The organism is Pedobacter chitinilyticus (genome assembly GCF_003313385.1).
Classification (GTDB): Bacteria; Bacteroidota; Bacteroidia; order Sphingobacteriales; family Sphingobacteriaceae; genus Pedobacter; species Pedobacter chitinilyticus.
On the sequence record NZ_QMHN01000001.1, the window covers coordinates 1,140,278 to 1,157,767 of the forward strand.

The 17,490-nt window shown below is 44.2% G+C and carries 12 protein-coding genes; all 12 read right to left on the reverse strand.

All coding sequences use genetic code 11. The features are described from left to right. Positions 1–25: 25 nt before the first annotated feature. Positions 26–3,076 carry an ABC-three component system middle component 1 gene (locus DUT70_RS04805; RefSeq protein ID WP_113646134.1) on the reverse strand — a complete coding sequence of 1,017 codons (3,051 nt, stop codon included), beginning with the start codon at positions 3,074–3,076 and terminating at the stop codon, positions 26–28. Positions 3,077–3,080: 4 nt separating this feature from the next. Beyond that, complete coding sequence (locus DUT70_RS04810) at positions 3,081–4,847, reverse strand: hypothetical protein (protein WP_113646135.1); 1,767 nt, start codon at positions 4,845–4,847, stop codon at positions 3,081–3,083. A gap of 89 nt (positions 4,848–4,936) precedes the next feature. Continuing rightward, complete coding sequence (locus DUT70_RS04815) at positions 4,937–5,572, reverse strand: hypothetical protein (protein WP_128353295.1); 636 nt, start codon at positions 5,570–5,572, stop codon at positions 4,937–4,939. A 14-nt stretch (positions 5,573–5,586) separates the two neighbouring features. Continuing rightward, positions 5,587–6,624, reverse strand: coding sequence for a ComEC/Rec2 family competence protein (locus DUT70_RS04820; RefSeq protein WP_162926566.1), 1,038 nt, complete (start codon positions 6,622–6,624; stop codon positions 5,587–5,589). Between the two features lie 224 nt (positions 6,625–6,848). Continuing rightward, positions 6,849–10,886 carry an NACHT domain-containing protein gene (locus DUT70_RS04825; RefSeq protein WP_113646138.1) on the reverse strand — a complete coding sequence of 1,346 codons (4,038 nt, stop codon included), beginning with the start codon at positions 10,884–10,886 and terminating at the stop codon, positions 6,849–6,851. Then, positions 10,883–11,932, reverse strand: coding sequence for a radical SAM protein (locus tag DUT70_RS04830; protein ID WP_113646139.1), 1,050 nt, complete (start codon positions 11,930–11,932; stop codon positions 10,883–10,885). Before DUT70_RS04830 ends, DUT70_RS04825 begins: the two co-directional genes overlap by 4 nt. A 1-nt stretch (position 11,933) precedes the next feature. Next, positions 11,934–12,323, reverse strand: coding sequence for a hypothetical protein (locus DUT70_RS04835; RefSeq protein ID WP_113646140.1), 390 nt, complete (start codon positions 12,321–12,323; stop codon positions 11,934–11,936). An 80-nt stretch (positions 12,324–12,403) separates the two neighbouring features. Next, positions 12,404–13,630, reverse strand: coding sequence for a PDDEXK-like family protein (locus DUT70_RS04840; protein ID WP_113646141.1), 1,227 nt, complete (start codon positions 13,628–13,630; stop codon positions 12,404–12,406). 341 nt (positions 13,631–13,971) lie between these two features. Further along, entirely contained in the window at positions 13,972–15,288 is a 1,317-nt protein-coding gene (locus DUT70_RS04845; protein ID WP_113646142.1) for a DUF6602 domain-containing protein, read from the reverse strand. 68 nt (positions 15,289–15,356) lie between these two features. Then, positions 15,357–16,550 carry a hypothetical protein gene (locus tag DUT70_RS04850; protein ID WP_113646143.1) on the reverse strand — a complete coding sequence of 398 codons (1,194 nt, stop codon included), beginning with the start codon at positions 16,548–16,550 and terminating at the stop codon, positions 15,357–15,359. 62 nt (positions 16,551–16,612) lie between these two features. Further along, complete coding sequence (locus DUT70_RS21535; RefSeq protein ID WP_128353297.1) at positions 16,613–16,921, reverse strand: helix-turn-helix domain-containing protein; 309 nt, start codon at positions 16,919–16,921, stop codon at positions 16,613–16,615. A gap of 149 nt (positions 16,922–17,070) precedes the next feature. Further along, positions 17,071–17,466 (reverse strand): hypothetical protein, encoded by a 396-nt coding sequence (locus DUT70_RS04860; RefSeq protein ID WP_113646145.1) that lies wholly within the window; start codon positions 17,464–17,466, stop codon positions 17,071–17,073. Positions 17,467–17,490: the final 24 nt, after the last annotated feature.

Sequence of the window (17,490 nt, forward strand, 5' to 3'; positions counted from 1 at the left end):
CTATTATCAAATGCCAGTTCAAAAATCAATTTCTTTCTAATTGCCATTGTCTGAAATCATCCTCTAAAAACGCAAATTTTTTCTCAAAAAGGTGTGCAAGACGCGTATTTGCTGTTGCGAAAAATATCTGTTTACCAGATTTCAGCGCATTCAGTCTCAGATAATCCAGAAAAGACAAAGCATTCAAATCATCAATGAAAGCAACCGGGTCATCAAACATGATGATGTCAGGACCGTTGGTAAGCTTGTTGTTCAGCGACAAGAAAATTGAAAGCGCAAGCGCTGATCTCTGCCCAGTGCTGATTTCCGTCACGAACCTGCGCTTTCCCTGCTGGTCAATCAAAACCAGCCTGTCACTCTCAAATTTAAGATCTGAAAATTCTTTGGGAACGTGAATAGACTTGAAGATATCGATGATCTCACCTAGATTACCAACAAAGAACTCTTCAATTTTCTTAGCAGCTCCATCGGAGGTCAATTCTGTCAAACGCTCAAATGCTTTACGGAAGCGTTCCAGCTTTTCCGAGTTGAGCGCTATCATCTTGTTGTTTTTATCCAGCCGTTCCCTAGCCTGTTTAACCACTATTTCACCACTAAGGGTATTCCTAAAGGACTGAATAGCCTGTTTCAGCACGTCAGAATTGTTCTTGATCTCCGAGAACTTACTGGTATCACCGATAGCTAAAAGAGATGTTAGTTTGGCGGCATATCCGGCGAATAACGCTAGCTGTTTATCCTCCTCTTCCAATTTTCTAGCCGCTAATTTGGCATCAGCTTGTTCTTCTGGCGGTAGACCAAGTAGCAATTTGACATCTAACCCTTTCTTATAACGTTCATCAGTATTTCTTTCCAGTTCTGAACTGTTAGCTGAAAATTCTTTACGTAGAGCAGATAGCTTGTTAGTAATGCCAGTTACATTCAGCACATCCAATTTCAGTTCGTCATTAAAAGCCTGGGATATCCTCACTTTCAGCTCGGCAAGCTCCACCTCAGATTTTCCCGAAAGGTTGCCAAAAGCGATAGTATCGTTCAGTCTTTCCAATTCATTTGCGACGTCTGTCGATTTGCCAATAATTTCTGAGACTTTTAGCAAAGTCTCATCAAAGGACATGATCGGTGCATCTAATCCAAAATAGCTCTGATAGGCATCTTTGATTTTTGCGATATCAGTTAATTTCTTTTGGATATGAGTTGACTCTTCCGTCCATGCAGAGACCTTCTTATTTTTCTCATCGAACCTTTCGCTTCCGTCGATTTCCGAACTGATCAATAAATTGATGCTATTTTCTAGTTTCGAACGCTCGAAACTGGTTTCACATAATGGGCAACTGGTAGCTTCCGGCGCGACCTCCAGATAGAGCTTCCCTTTGGTCTTTAGCTCCTTGATCAGTCCCTCGACCTTGCCCATTTTGTCCAGTTCCCGTTGTATCTCCTGTTTAACTGTTTTAATATCATTTTGTATTTGCTCATCTCTACTCTTTTCCGCTAACACAAAGGCATCAATATTTTGTGAAGAGCGGTAGGAAGAAGTGTCAATTTGTGAAATGGAGGCCGCAACAAAATCCGTTTTATTTTTGATCAGCTGTTGCTCCCGTTGTTTAACGGTCACCCCCTCTAGCTCCATATACCTGCCTTCGGCTAGATATTCCATCCCCCTCTCAAGCAGCTGTATTTTTTTCTCGAGGTCTTTTTGGAGACCTTGGATAGTAGCACTTTTTTGTGCCAGCGCTTTGACTTGATCGATCAGTCCGTCAAAGGCGGCTTTTTTACCATCAAACTTGTCCCTGGCCAATTGGATCGCACTCAGCGTATCATAAAAGAAATTGTCATCGGCAAAATTCTGCAACAGCACACCCAACTGGTTATTCAGGTCTTCAATCGCCGTCAGCTCTGTATCCACATCCAAACCCTTTTTGTGAAAACCGACGTTCTGCATGTCCTGTGCTACTTTCTCACGGATATATTTCAGGTTTTGGGGCTCTAGATACGCACCGACCACCTTGTTGTCTAAAACAATTTCATTTTTTGCCGCATCAAAGGCGTCCTTGAGCTTCCTGTACTCTGGTCTAATCCTTTCAAACATTTTATTACAACGTTCCTGTATATGATTGAACTCAGGTCCCAGAATAATACTTTTTAGTGCGTCCATGACTTCACCTTCTGTTTTACTGCTGGAAAAGCTGTGGGCCGCGTCCGCATTGAAATAGTTGAATCTATTGAAAGAATTAAACAGGGTGTTACCACGGTTGTAAGTAGTGGAATACCATTTGAGATCCCTGGCTTGGAATAATGCCTGATTAGTTCCCTGGTATTGTTCCATCTTGGATGAACCATTATAGATTGCCTCCAAACAGCCGTTCGGATTGACCTGGTGAACATTCCTTGCAGACCTACCGCAAAGCATCAGTTCTATCCCCTCAAAGACCGAGGTTTTCCCAACACCATTGATCCCCTTGAATAAATTTACCTTGCCAAAACTAAAATCCCTTACAGATTTTGGAAAAAGACGATAATTTTCCTTCAGCAACAACCTATCGATAAATTTCACCGTACCTACATCGCCAACCGCCTTCTTAACACTTGCAATAGCCTCCTTTCTAGTCTGATTCTGCGAAAAGCGATCCATTACACTTACATAAGTCTCATCAGTATAGACCTCCTGCAGATCAACTTCCTGTAACAATTTCTTCCATTCGGATACAATGTCGGGCTGTACCGTCTTTTCTGCAAGATCGATATGGAAGAAGTCGGTGAACTCCTTTTCATCGAGCACGTATTTCCGCGCATATTTATCGTCATTTTCGATATCGTTAACCTCTTCCTCTGAAAACTGGTCATTTAACAGGAACAGGTAATAATTCCACTGGAGTGCACCAGGATTGCTATAGAACTCGCTGGAAAGCAACTGTTCCTGATAATCTCCAAAATCTTCCTTTTTATCATTCAGCAGATCGATGAAACACACGCCGGCCACTTTATCTTCTATATTTAGCGTCCCCCTGTAGATTCCCTTGTTTATTTCTTTTAGATCGGGAAGAATTTTCTTCGCCGTATCGATAATTCTTATATTGTCCATCAGACTATTTCAAAAATGAGTTTTCGTTGCCACTTACTATATCCCTTATACTGCTACTGCTTTCGCCAGACTTTGCATGATAAGCTCCATCCCGACGATAAAATACCACGACCCTTTCCCTGTTTTTATTTTCTAGGTCGAAAAGGCTCTGAAGGGCCTGGAAAGTCCGTCCAATTACCTCGTCAGTCGCCATTCCGAGGTAACAAACCGTGGCCCAGACCATTTCACCTGCCGTATTCACTAGATTACACCTGAAATACTGTAATCCTACCAGTTTCTCCTTCTTATCATTTTTGTGGTGCGAATAGCCCAACAACAGTTCTTCTGTCTTGAGATTGGACAGACTGTTGGGCAGATAACCTGGGTTGCGAAGGATCTCAGCACCTAAAACCTCCATCAGTTCGACATACCTGTTCCTTATCCTTACGCTTTCTTCTTCCAAATCTTCTCCAACCGTGATGCGCCTATTGATGTCGGTATTATCCAAACTTTTCATCGACCAGACATGCTTCAGTTCCGACCATTGCTTCGCAGTTTTCTCGGTAATCTCTCCAGTGCTGAGGCAAGCCAAAAGCTCCTTCTCTATCACACAATTTTCGGGACTGTTCAAAAATACATTATGACATCCTACCGACTGCAGGTAAGCGATATGTTCGTCCGAAACAGTATCTACGGCCACAAGGCTATCTTCATGGTCGAAAACGTAGGTCGCTAACATATGGGGACCATTTCTCATCTGTTGTGGCGCTACACCGCTATTGATATTGACCGAGGTGTTGTTGAACAGAAAAGCATGTGCCGCACTATTTAAAATGAAGGCATGCTTATCCATACCATAGTAGTAATAATAAAGGCCAAGCTGATGATTATCCCTTATCCTCGCCAATTTATGAAAACCAAAATCGTTTGAGCGCATGTATACGCCACTTCGAGCTGATTTTTTGGCTAACAGCCCATCACGACCTAGCTTAGACTTATTGTTCCAGTTCAATCCGATCACCTCGGTGCGCTGCGCCGAGAGTACGAAACTCCTGAAATTTAGGAAACAGGGATGTGTGGGGCCTGGGTTTACCTGTGGATTCAATACGAGAAAAGGCAGGTCTCCCCAGAGAATCCGGTCCTTGACCTCCTTCGTCATCTGTTCAGAGAGGTTCATTGCCTCGGAGCAGATCACAGACATGAGATGGACAGAGTTCGGCCGATTGCGCAAGATATAGATTTCCCTTCCCGGAATCAGGTTGTCCCGTTCGACATCACCTCCGCTCCAAACACCCATATGAAAGTTCTTGAACTGCATCAAAAGGACAAGTTTTTCCACATCTTCGACCACTGTCCTAAACAGATAGACCAAAGGATCGACGAAATTATTAATGCCCTGAAGTACCCGCTCATCGAAATAGGAGATAATATCCTCACTCAAATTTGAGCGAAATTCCACAAGTTCTTCCTTGTTCAGGGATTCCATCCCGATAGTCCACAGTTTGCCCGCGTTAGGCCAGTGTTGCTTATCTGCAATAATCTCGTTCAGCGAAACAAAAGGACAGCAATATTCTGGAACAAGCCCAAGATCTGCACCGGTCTCCTTCAATAGAGCAAAGTAGGAACGAAGTTTAGTGGATACATCAGTACCATTTTTTATCGCAAGGTTGCTAGCGGACAGCACACCTTCATGTTGGTACAATAAAGTGTTGTAGGTGACTGTTTCCCTGTTGAGCACATTCAGGTCTAGAGCCACCCCGGGCAGTACTTCTTCTATATATTTAAATTCCATTTATGAGCGTAAACATTTGGTTGGTAGTAAAATTAATGAAATAAATTTTACCAAGCATCATGTGTGATTGGCCAAGTCATAGCCGCATCTCAGGAAACCACCTTCAGTTCGATGACTTCCCCCAATTTCTTTTTCGGATACACGATCGATGCCAACTTGAAGATCCCTCCGATGGCCGTCACCAAACCTGATACGTTGATGTAATTGTCCAATTTCAGGTCAAGGGTATGATCCTCCTTGTTCCTGATGGTCTTGATGGCAATGAAGAACTGGAATTCGATATCATCAATCTTCTGTTCGGTCTTACAGAACATCAACAGGTTATGCAGGTCAGGTTTCTTTTTTTCCTGTTTGATCCACTTCTTAAATGCGGGATCACTCTTGTAGTGCACGTTCAAAAGGTGTTCCATAATCTTTACCATATCCTCGATGGCATTTTCGGTCTGCCCTATCTGCAATAGCTGCAGCGCCTGCGCAAGTTCGTTGGATATCTTGACATCGACATCCCTGAACTCCTCGATCAGCTTTTCGATCTGGAACTTCATTTCGGCGCTCAGATCTGGGTTCCGCTTGAGCGAATCAAGGATCAGCTTAAGCTTATCCTCTTCCAGTTCAGCGATTTTCTTTTCCTTTTCTTCGTTCTCAAAATAGAGGTATACCGCTACAAAGATAGCAATCACCGTCGCCATAGCCATCCATCCGAAAGCCACAGTATTCTTATTCATTTTATGCATCATCTTTAAGCTTCAAAAGATAGGTCCCCATTAAGCTTTGTCGTTTTTACGGAAAAGTTACGCGCCTTCGAATCGAAACAGTCAAGCACCTCGTCATCCTGATGCCTATTGCCAGAATTATAGGCATGCACCGGGTTCATCAGTTCGGAAATTTCCTTAGAAATGTTGTTGTTTGAGCCATGATGAGGTATCTTCAGAAAATAAAGGTCCCTCAGTTCTCTTTCCCAATCTGGGATCCGTTTGAAAGAAGAGATCCCCGCATCCCCCGTAAATAGCAAACGCCCTTTATCACAGTCGATGGCAATAATAATGCTGGCGCGGTTAGTCGCCGTAATCGATGCCGTTTGCTCGTCCTTCAACTTATCGCAAGACTTCAAGCCCGCCAGTTGCTGAAACCTATTAAAGCCCTCAAACAGCACATGCTCGCGAAGCTCCTCTGACAACAACTCGTATGATTTTTTGTTGGGCGGAAAAAGTTCTTCGAAATATTCCCTTGTGGGCCCAAGCACCTTCACTTCAGGCCAATGTGCAAATTTAGGGCCATCGCCATGGAACACATTCCTAACCTTCCGCTCTGGCACCAAAGAAAGTAACTGTTTCAGTTGACCAATGGATTCGATTAAGAATTCAGCTTTCTCCTGAAGCATAGTAACGCCATTACTCCCAACCTTGGCCGCTGAATCCAGCACCAGCTCGTCGGCATGCTCCACCACCTGATCCATCAAATCTCGTCCATTGCCCAAGTCTTTCAAAACTTCCGGCGTTTCATGCACCCACACTTCCTTGACACCATCAATGTAATCTTCGATCAGGGGAATAAGTCCACCAATATGGTCACTGTCATAATGGGTACAGACCACGATGTCAGGTGCAGCCTTCCCATTGCGTTTCAGTACCTCCTGCAACTTCGGCTTTAATTTCGTTAAATAGTGGCCCACCATACCGCCATCGATGACCATGACCATTCGCTGGCCAGATTTTTCGAGTTCCACGATGATCGCATCACCATCGGAAACATCCAGCATATTGACTTTTACTTGCATCACAAATTTATTTGGTTTAGAAATCCAGCCCATCGATACATGCGCCGGAACCTGAAACATCAAAGGCGAGTACTTGCGAAAAAACAGCACGCAAAACTCATCAATGGCCAGTCGGGTATGATTAAGAGCCGAATAAATTTAATTGTTTTTTTTAAAACACAAAAACTTTTGAAAGATTGCCCAAACCCGAACCTAAACATACACAACAAACATTCCCAGACATTCTAACCTACATCCGATAAGTACGTTGTTATACGTTTCAACCAGACGGCATCCCTCCCATATCCGCGACGTTTGCTGTCGTCGACCTCAGCATGCTTTGAAATGAATTGGTACCGTACCATATCCTTTCCCTCAAATATTTGTAGTAGTCGATCCATGTAGTTTTTCCTTATATAGTATAACTTACAGCCGTCGGCCCAAATGTATTGGCTTACCCTGGCACCGGTTGACTTGTCATAAAAGCTCAAATCTTCAATCCTAAAACGTAGACCAAGCGCAGCGGAGATTTTCTTATCAAGAAAACGGAAATTGGGGTGTGGATACCTTTCGGAGGTATACCCTTGCCAACTGTAGTAGTTAAGCAGATCCATCAATCCCATTTCATCTGCATAATAGCCTTCCTCATAGAATTCAGCAAATTTGCTCCATGAAATCTCGCCCGCAAAAACATGATAATTACTACTAGTGTCCAAATGGAGTTTACCCTGCTTCACCTGTTCAGAGAAACTTTTTATCATAGGCATATCAATCAAAAAGCTCTGTATGCCCAAATAAAAATCGGCATTGAGTTCCGATGATTTTTGTTTGACTTCCGCTGAAATGAGTAGCCATTCCTCCCCATCGTCCAGTATAGCGCTATAAAAATCATCTATTATTGCCTCACCCTTATCCTCCAACCAGCTGCTTAACGTACTGGCGTCCCTTGGCAAAAATGAATCTGTGATCAATTGGAATTTTTTCGGCAGTACAGGAAAAGATGGATCAAAGACCAGATAGTCAGGCCGAAACCGGTGACCATACTCCTTTTTGAGCTTGCCGTCAAGGAACAACCTCCCTGTAAGGTCATGGTAGGCCAACCATAGATATTTCTCCCTGTAATCCAAAAATTTCCCATGCAACCCTTCGGCATAATATTGGTTACGGTTTTTAGAGATGTCCAGCTCAATGGTTTCAAACTTATTTTTGGCATAGCCCATCTTGGCAACAAGTTCTCGGATAATAGTTAATATCTGCGTTTCCGACAGCGTCTTTCTCTTAAAATAACTATCGGTACTGATGGAACGAACCTGATATTTGTTAAAGTCATAGATATCCATCCCAAAAAATTCCGGAAAACTGCCCGACCTGTCACCTGTAGCCCTAGGCTTATCCGGTAATTCGATGGGTAGTCTCCTAAAATCCAATTTTCCAAAATTGATACCCATTTGGCTTTTGGCATATTCGGACATGGTCAACAGATACTCTAAGACCAGCGCATCATTGGTTGCGAGCTTTGGAATAAACTCGCCAGTTACAAAAATCCGAAGCTCGTTGCCAAACGCCTTATCTTCCGATATCATCAGTGAGCCGAGCATCGCAGCGCAAAGCACCTGAAGACAATTCCCATCCTTTACCAGCATTGCCTTTTTTAACTGAGGGACCAGGTTTAATTTGCCAAGCTCCCTACATAGCAAAGTAAGGTTTTCCGTAGCCAGCGAAACAATAGACCTGTCGCTGGAAGTCGCGGACAAATAGTTGGTAAAGAACTCTTCCTCCAGCTCATAAGAATCAAATTTTTTCTTCCTGAAATCAATGTTCCGTTTTTCCAGATAGGCGTAAACCCTGAACCTGCTCTTCCTTATCAGTTCACTCCAAAAAAGATCAATATCTGCTTGTTTCAATGCTTCCAAAAGAGAAATGGTCAATTCTCCAAGGCCGTAAAGCTCTTTTAAATAAATATTCTCGAAGAGTTTTTCATAGATCAGCGCATAGTTTCTCTCTTTTTTCTTCAGCTTGGCAAGAATGGCTATAAATTTCTCCTGTGACTCTTTCCTATCAATTAGATAGTCTACATTGTTGATGCATTCGGAAATCACCTCCTCATTACTGGACACCTCAAATAAATCGACGCCGAATTGATGTGGGAGCAGGTGCACCAGGGAAATCAGGATATCCTGCCTCAATGGGTGCTGTTCCGTTCCCTCTCCGATCTTAGCCTGGACTTGTTCGGTTTTAAAATAAGCTATAAGTTCTGTAACATCTTTGATTTCGGCCAGCAGGTACTTCGCAATCAGACAACCGCCGACCAGATCGTAAGTAAACTGGACAGTTTCGATGTCGGAATGCAAATTTCTCTGGAAGCACAGCCCCTCGTCCAATAATTTTTCAGTCAGGCTACCTATCAACGTCACCGAACCCGGATCGATAACTTCATGAAAGTCCTGGAGATCGATTTCCCTGCTGTTGTTTTCCCAAATTACTTTTGTAAAACTATCCACCCCTTTCTTCAGTTTCCTTTTCATGATGGGATCAGTCCTTCCCTGCACTTTACAGACTTTTGATAGAATCTGATCGACATAAGCTTCAATACTGATGAATAGGTTCTCAATACTGATTGAAATCTGCTGTTTTCCCTCGTTGACCTGAGAAAATATCTTTAGCAGCAGCGGATTCCTGAACAATTCCTTATTGAAGTGCCAAGACTTCGGCCTAATAGTATACTTCTCAAAATATTTGGTGATTACCGCGTCCCTGTTATTCTGGTCAAAACCCACCAAAAGCTTTGTATTCTCTATTTTCTTCAGGTCCGTCTCTTCGAAAATCGCTTCCAGGTAACGGTCACGACAAGTCGTAACCAGGATTATGTGGTCAAACTTCCTGATATCTCTGATCATGTCCTTCAGATGTCCCTTCCAAATCTGATCAAAGGGGTTGCTTTCGTTCAGTCCATCTATGACGATAGGAACTTTGATCCCCTTGGCAAGGCCCAGATTATGTAGCGCCTGCAGAAAGTCCACAAAAGAATACTCCCTTTCGAGGCCCAACTGCTCCAGAATCATGTTCTGGGGAAGACCGGTTCCACGAAAATTTGAACCCAACATCAGCACGCAAGGTAGTTTCTTTCCGACCAACACATTACAGATGTTACAGGCGAGATTTGTTTTCCCATAGCCCGCGCTACTGAGGATGTGCATGTCTTTTTGATAGACCAGATCGATGAGCTCAGCGATAGCATCCATCTTCTCCCCGTCTTCATCCTTTGCGACAATATGCTGTTGGAGATCATTGATGGGGCCAATCAGGTATTCCCTGTGGTTCCATTCTTCATGATGATCTGTTTTGTTGAGGTCTTTATAACATTCTTTAGATTTCAGTTTAGCATTGAGGAAGTCTGCAAGCACCCTATACCTGGCATGGTAGTCGTCCAACAGTTCATCTATTGCGCTGATGCTTTCGATATCTAACCCAGCTCTTACCAAACCAACCACTTTTTTGCTAGTTTCGATGCAAAGGCTGACCAATTCTTTCGCTTTAGCGAGATAATCCGGATGGAAAGTCTTGAAATCTTTTTTCCTAAAGGATGTCCTTCGCTCAATATCATCCAAGGCATCCTGGATATGGCTTGCTTTATCCTCTATCCTGGAAATGACCGACTTATATTCAATAATTGCATTCAACTGCTCATCATAAACCGTAGGTGTATATAAGTCCACGTCGAACTTGTTTCTCAAATCCTCTATGCGCCTCTGCGTAAATTCCTTTAACAGATTTAGCCCAATGAACTTTTTTGCGAAATAATGATTAAATATAGCCGAAAGCTTTTCTTTATTAGCAAAGTAGAAGTTCTCGAAAGTGGCCTTGCTCCAATGGATGCAGCCTGCTTTCCCAGAAAGACCCCTAAGGGAACCTTGCAATTCTTGGAAGGCACTTTCTACGAAAGCGCCCGGAGTACACACAATCCAGGTATTTATATGAGGATGCCGATGTAGAGTCGTAGAAAAATTATCGACCAGTTTATCCCTTCTGGTTACAATCAGGGATGTGTTATCCTCACCGTCAAACCACCACTTCACCTGCCATCCGATTTCCTCACCCATCTTTCCCAAACCAGGACAATCTCGATCAAGTTTCAAGTAAAACTCAGACCCCGGAGTATTGTAAAAATGACTGAAACTGCCAAAGCTGCTATATAAGGTATATGCGACCTGATAACAGAAAGATTCGAAGCTAACGTCTTTCGCAGACTGGTTCTGTTCAAATTGTGCCCAGGAAATGTTCATATCAGCGATTCGGCGGCAACATCAGTTTTACAAAGGTTGATCTGACTGTAGTACGGACATCCACCCCTGCAACTCGAAGCATTCTGACAGCTTCTCTGGCAAGTATTGACCTGCGCACCGCGATAGCTTTCCCAATGGCCGTTCCAAATATCGGAAAACTGGTTTTCACGCAGGTTATAGGTATCCCTATTATGGTTGGCGAACGAACAGGGCTTCACATTGAGGTGCTCGTCCACATATGCCGAAAAGAAAGCACATTCGCAGGGCTCGATGAAATCTAGTGTAGTATTGGTAAAATGCATCAGCATCGGCATAAAGCAGGAGTCGAATCCGATGTTCAAATTGCAGTCATGCTTGTTCACCAGCTTGCAGAACTCTTTCAGGTCATCGTTAAGCTCAAGGCATAGATCCTCCTTTCCCCGTCCCATCGGCTTAAACGTGAGGAATATGATCGAATTAAAGCCCTCCAAAAGTCTATTATGCTTTCCCTGTAAGATTTCGATACCCTGCTTGATGCTTTTCTTATCCAGGATAAAATGGATGTTGGTCTTGATGCCTTCCTCTATAAAAATATGTGCCTTTGTCAACGGGATGCTTTTGATATTTGGATAGGATATCGCTACCGCACCGATGAGGGGCTTGATCTGTTGGGCGACATCCTTTGTAATATGCATGGCATTGGTCGTAAAATTAGGTACAACGTCATATTTCCTGGTAATCTCCAAAATCTTTATGAAATCGGGATGTTCCAGTGGTTCGCCCCCTCCAAGGGCGACCTGGAACACATTACCCCATCTGTCGTCACGCAACGAACGGATCACAAACTCGTAGTCCTCTACACTCATGAAAACATTATTGGGCACACTGTCCCTATAGCAAAAGGTACAGCCCTTGGTGCAATGGTTCGAAATGGATATATCCACCAGCTCTGGCAACGGAGCTCTCAAGGGATCTTCTTTGAAGGTTTTACCCCAACGCATCGTGATGCCGGTTTCCGTATCGGCCACAAAATTGTAGCCATCACTATGTCTTCTGATCAATGCCATATCAATAAGTTTCTACTTGGGTTGAACCAAATCCTACAATTTTCCCTATTTCACCTTTCATGATGTACTCTCCATAAATGTAGGCCCAGAGCTCCTGATCGCTCATTACCGCAACATCAACTTCCTTACCGTCATGGGCCATATATTCTCTGGTATTGATATCGCCATCGGTAGCGAATTTATACTTCTTGATGTACATCTCCTCGCCCTCGATATAGGCACGCGTCCCATTTTCGAGCAGATCGTCCTTTAGCACCTCCCTTACCTTGTCAAGCTCATTTTTTTCCGAATCGGCATACATTCTTCCAAAGAGTTCCACCATTTCCTTTTTCATGGTGATAATATAGCTCACAGAGCTGCTGTTGGAGACAAAATCATTTCTAATTTTCATACAAAATGTGATTATGTTTTATAAAACAAGATAAATATTATTCATTCAAATTCTGTGAGAACTTGTCAATGTTTTTTTGGTCACAGCTCTTGCAGACGTCCTAAAGTGTCCAATACCTGCTGCCTGAAGGACTTCATCTGCGCCCAGAGCTGGACGACGTAGGAGGACCTGAAATCCGAATTGGCCAGCATCAGCGTAGGCTTGGTGCTGAAAGTCCCGAAATTGATCTTAGGTTCCGGATAGTTGCCGCCCAGCCAGTAGTCCGTCCTGCCCCAATGGCAAATTGGCGACAGCGCATCCACCAGCGGTTTCATTTCCTCTGATTTGGTCAGCGCCCTTGGTTCGACCACCACACCATAATACACCTCCTGGTCGCTCCTTTCGATGAAAAGGAACAATGCATGTCCACGGTAGCTTCCCAGTTCGCACATCAGCCCATACCAAGGATTCCTGTTGCGGACCTGATGGACCACACTGCTGATCTTATTGTCACTGAATTTCTCCAGGTCCAGCACACGTACATCACGTTCCATTTCCCGCTCCAGCGCATTCCAGAAGTCCCACTCCGTATGCCACTTCAAATGGTTCCAGTTCTCGGCAATCTTCTGTGCCTTGACCGCATTGTCGCCCTGGCTCAGGAGCGACAGTATTTCATGTTTCTCTTCTTCGTTCATCGTTTTGCCCGAAACTAAATCAATCGTATTCCTATATTGTATCAGCACCTCCCTGAGACCAGGCCTATCGTAGCTGTGCTGCAGACATTTCTCCAGCCACGAGGAAATCGTCTCCCGGTAGGAAACCTGGCGGTAAATCCGCTCCGTCCAGCCCGCTAAGTCCACCAACCTACCCTTGCTCTGTTCAGAGGCATCCCCTCCGAAGGGCGTCAGGTAGACCACGAAAATTTCCGTTATGCCTTCTGCAAGTACAATATCGTAATACCTTTCCAACTGCCTTGATTGGTCACGTGCCCAAATCTTGTTCTCGATGATCACCGCCTGCGAGGAATTGCTGATCAGCAGGTCAATATCCCTATATTCCCGCCGCACATCGGCATCGGCCACATCGAAATCCTTGATACCGACCTGCTCCAGCAACAGTTTCAGGAAAAGATTGCCTTTCCCATGCGCCCCTGAAGGACACAGTACCGCATGCAGGAACTTAGAATGGACGTTCACCTCATCATGGTATTTGCCCAGCACCGTGAACACATTGAACTGTGCGGCCAACTTGCTCGACTGATATTTCAGATCGATCAAGGCCACCTTGCCCAAAAGCTGTTCGATAAAGTACGTTTCTATCTTATCCATCTAAATACTCTTAACGTACAGCTATTTCGACCGATATGCAATCATAACCAGCAGCAATACCAGAAAAAGTGGAAAAAAAAGTAAATACTGCAAGAAAAATACGGACTACGGAAGTCCCCGACAGGGAGCAGCTAGCCCCGTCCAATTTTTGAGAACGCATCATGTCAAGTTTGATTTGGTTTAAAGTATAAATATACTAGATTTTTATTTAATAATCAGTATGACACAACATTGACCAAATAAATCGCATAGTAGATCTGGTTGTCATTTTACCAAATCAGTTAACACAGCAAGCTAAATAAGCTCAAATCTAGATTGCTCCATATTTACCGGCTAGGTATTTAATAGTATCGTGCTAATTCTGGATAATTTTTAGCGACCCACCTTGATAATCTACCGGTATTATTATCTGCACAAAAAAAGCCATCTTTCGTTGTTACGGTCTGACATCTTATTGTCGCTAATGCGATAACCTGATGGTCAATCAGATAAACAAGACCTGTCGCCGTCAGGTCTTTGACAAACGAAACCTCATCGACTTTCAGGTTGTAGTCTCGCAGACAAGCATTGATCCTATTGACTTGCAAACGTCCGTTTTCGCACAGATACCCAATGACACGGAACTGCTCCCTATCTAGTTTCACGGGAGCCCAGTCACGATCCGCCGACACCTTTGAAAGCCGCTGTTTGGGAACACTGTAATAGTGGAAGTTCCAACTCCGTTGCCCGTTTATGTTGACCACATTGGTACTTATAAAAGTGTTCACACCTTTAACGGTCAAGTCTTCGCCGAAGATTTCCGGATTCAAACCGTACATATAGCACATTCTGGACCAAATAACTTCGATCAGATGCATCATTGGATTACCAAAAGTGGAAGTATAAACAATCCATTGGTCTTCCGTCATCGGCAATATATAGGGAAGTCCGTTGTTTTTGATGATCGAAGTATCTCCGCAGACGATCAGGTTGGGCAAATGTAAGGGACTGGAACCCCATACCCTTGTTTCGGCAGACTTGCCGTCCGGCTTAAGAAAACCGCAGAACACATTTCTCAGACCACCTTCCGTCTTATAGCCATTATAGCCCAATAAGATCCTCGCAGGCAGTACGGCTTCCCATTTCAACGCGTAGAACACTCCCTCCCTGGTGACGCTACTAAAGTGTTTTCTCAGTTTATTGCCAAAAACGAGGCTTTCGCCAGTAATGGAATGAAACGCACTAGCGTACATATCATGTTGATATTTTGTCGATACCCCCACATCCAACAGATCGGCTGTTTCAACAATATTACGGAGATTCAGAATGCCGTCCTTGAATTGTTTGGGATTCAAAGTCTTCTTGACCTGGATCACCGCAATCACCTGTCTGAGTTCCACTTCAAACTGTTCTTCCAGGTATGGGATTGGGGTACCTTCGCCCTCAATGACCATGATATCGAATTCTTTGCTCACCAATCCTGGAGCGAACCTGATAAAAGAATTCCTAACGACTTTAACGCCAAGCCCATCTAAGATGGTCTCGTTCAACATCCTTTGTGTCAACCCTTCGTACATTGCCCCGATGGTAGGTGCATGTTCAATGCCCCGCGCATCGATCACCTTACTTTCGGCATCGCGGATTTGCATGAGCAGGTCAGCTAGGGTATTGATGGTCATAAGTTAAATATCAGTCCATAACAAAGAATTGATTTAAATCTACGCTTTTAAACTCCAAATGTTTTCTTCTATGATTTGTTCAGCCTGTAGATCAGCGAGTAGTCACTCTGCGAAATTGCCTTTCTATTTTCTTGGACAGTCTGATAGGACTTAGCCAAAACGCTGGACAACAACGCAATCGAGGCACCTACTGTGATCAACGGCTTATCGCTATAGGCGGAGAACACAAATCCACCTAAACCTATCCAGGATTTCTGGTCTGCAAAGATCTTATCCTTGATGCTCCCGTAAGTTTTTGCATCTAGTTTAAGAAGCGCCTTAATGTCACTTTCAACATTAACCGATATATATTTAGCAATGTTGGATGTAATTACGCCGAGATCCTTTTCTCCCTTGAAGTTTTCCGCTAACTTCCAACACTTGTTCTTAAGCTTTATAACTTCCTCGTTTTGGTTCAGGATCAAATCAGCAGTCACGTCGCTCCTGATCTCCTTGTCTGTATCATCCAGGTAAGGTGAAATGATCTGGCGGAATATTTCAAATGAAACCACATCTATCCGATCATTGTAGGAGCTTGGCTCTATGTGGACTTCCTCAGCGTGCTGCGTTCTTGCAGTATCCAGAATTGGAATAATGTTGGTGTTGGAGAGCAGGATATCGTTGGCATTTCCCACCTTATAAAAGCGAAAGAAATAACAATTTACCAAAGCTTCCTCCAAAGAATATCGGTCAAAAAACCGATCGCAGTATTCGTAGAGCGCTCCGAAATCAACAATTCTCGGATCCTGATCTAAGACATTGTCCTTCGGCCCGTAGAGCTGCAAAAATATTTCAAAACACAGATGGGCCATCAACTCCTGATAAGCCTGATCGATATTGATCATCGAGAACAATTCCCTATAGGCGATATTGGTATCTTTCACGAAGGAAATCGTATCCCCCAAGGTCTTTTCCGTCCTGGAATAGGACAGCAATATGGTCTTCACCACGCCTGCGTCCTTCAACGGTTCAAGATGCTTAAAAGTATCGATAACGTCCTTAGAACTTTTTACCCACTCACTAAATATCTTAACGTAGATAGGCTGCCATTTCGGTTGCCTGGTCTGGATATAGCGCAAAAACTGGTATGGATCACATCCGCCGAAAGGCATAGATGCACTCGGCTGAAGCGTCAGCGCAACATGTTCTTTTTGAAAGTACAAAAAATTAGCAAACGAAATATTTTCAATGCTGTAAAGAGAGTCGGGAAAGAGCAGTTTCATTGGTTATCATCCTACATTAATCGAATGAAAATACACAATAAAAAACAAGAACGAAAAAGAAATCACTTCCCCCGCCCCTTTTCCCTAAAAGCCAGCGGCGTCATCCCACGCCAGCGTATAAAATACATGATAAAGTTCTGCGGCGTTACAAAACCAAGCTCATAACCGATCGCCTTCACCTCCATATCAGAAGAAAGCAACAAGAACTCCGCCTCCGAGAGCAACCTGCCCATCACCACCTCAAAACAATTCTTCCCGACGCCCCATTCCTCCCTGCACAACCTGTTCAAACGCTTCGGCGACATCGCCATATGCCTCGCATAAAAAGCCGTCCTACGCTGCGACCTATAATTCAAATCCACCAAAGCCATAAACTCAGACAACAGCCCCACCTTCACCTCCCTATCCCTCACCACCAACAGACCGACCGATCACCCACCAGTTCCAAGAGCAACAAAGCAAACAACTCCCACAACTCCCCAAAAACATTCCCACGAACCAAATCCAGCTCCTGCTGCAACTACGAAACCCGCTTCAGCGCCAACCACAGCGACTCCCCCTCCACCTGCAGCACAAACAAAGCCGAAAACAGCCCCAGCCCACGACCCAACGGATGGCGCACCAGAAAATGCTCCAAATAATAACGCTCCACCGCCACCACGAAACCAGACACCTCCATATCCAGCTCCAACCCACCCGAACCAATACCAGCACCCACACCAGAAAAACATTCCCCACGCAACTCCGGAGACAACAACAGCACCGTCCCACGGCCCACCGAAACCTCCGAACCCCCAAGCAACAAACGCCCAGAACCATGCTCGAACAGCACCAGCACATCACGCCCCGGAAACACCCCCACCTCCAACATCCCCAACAACGACCCCCCACCAAAACGACATAAACTCATACCCATCAAAACCTCCAATCCAGTCCAACA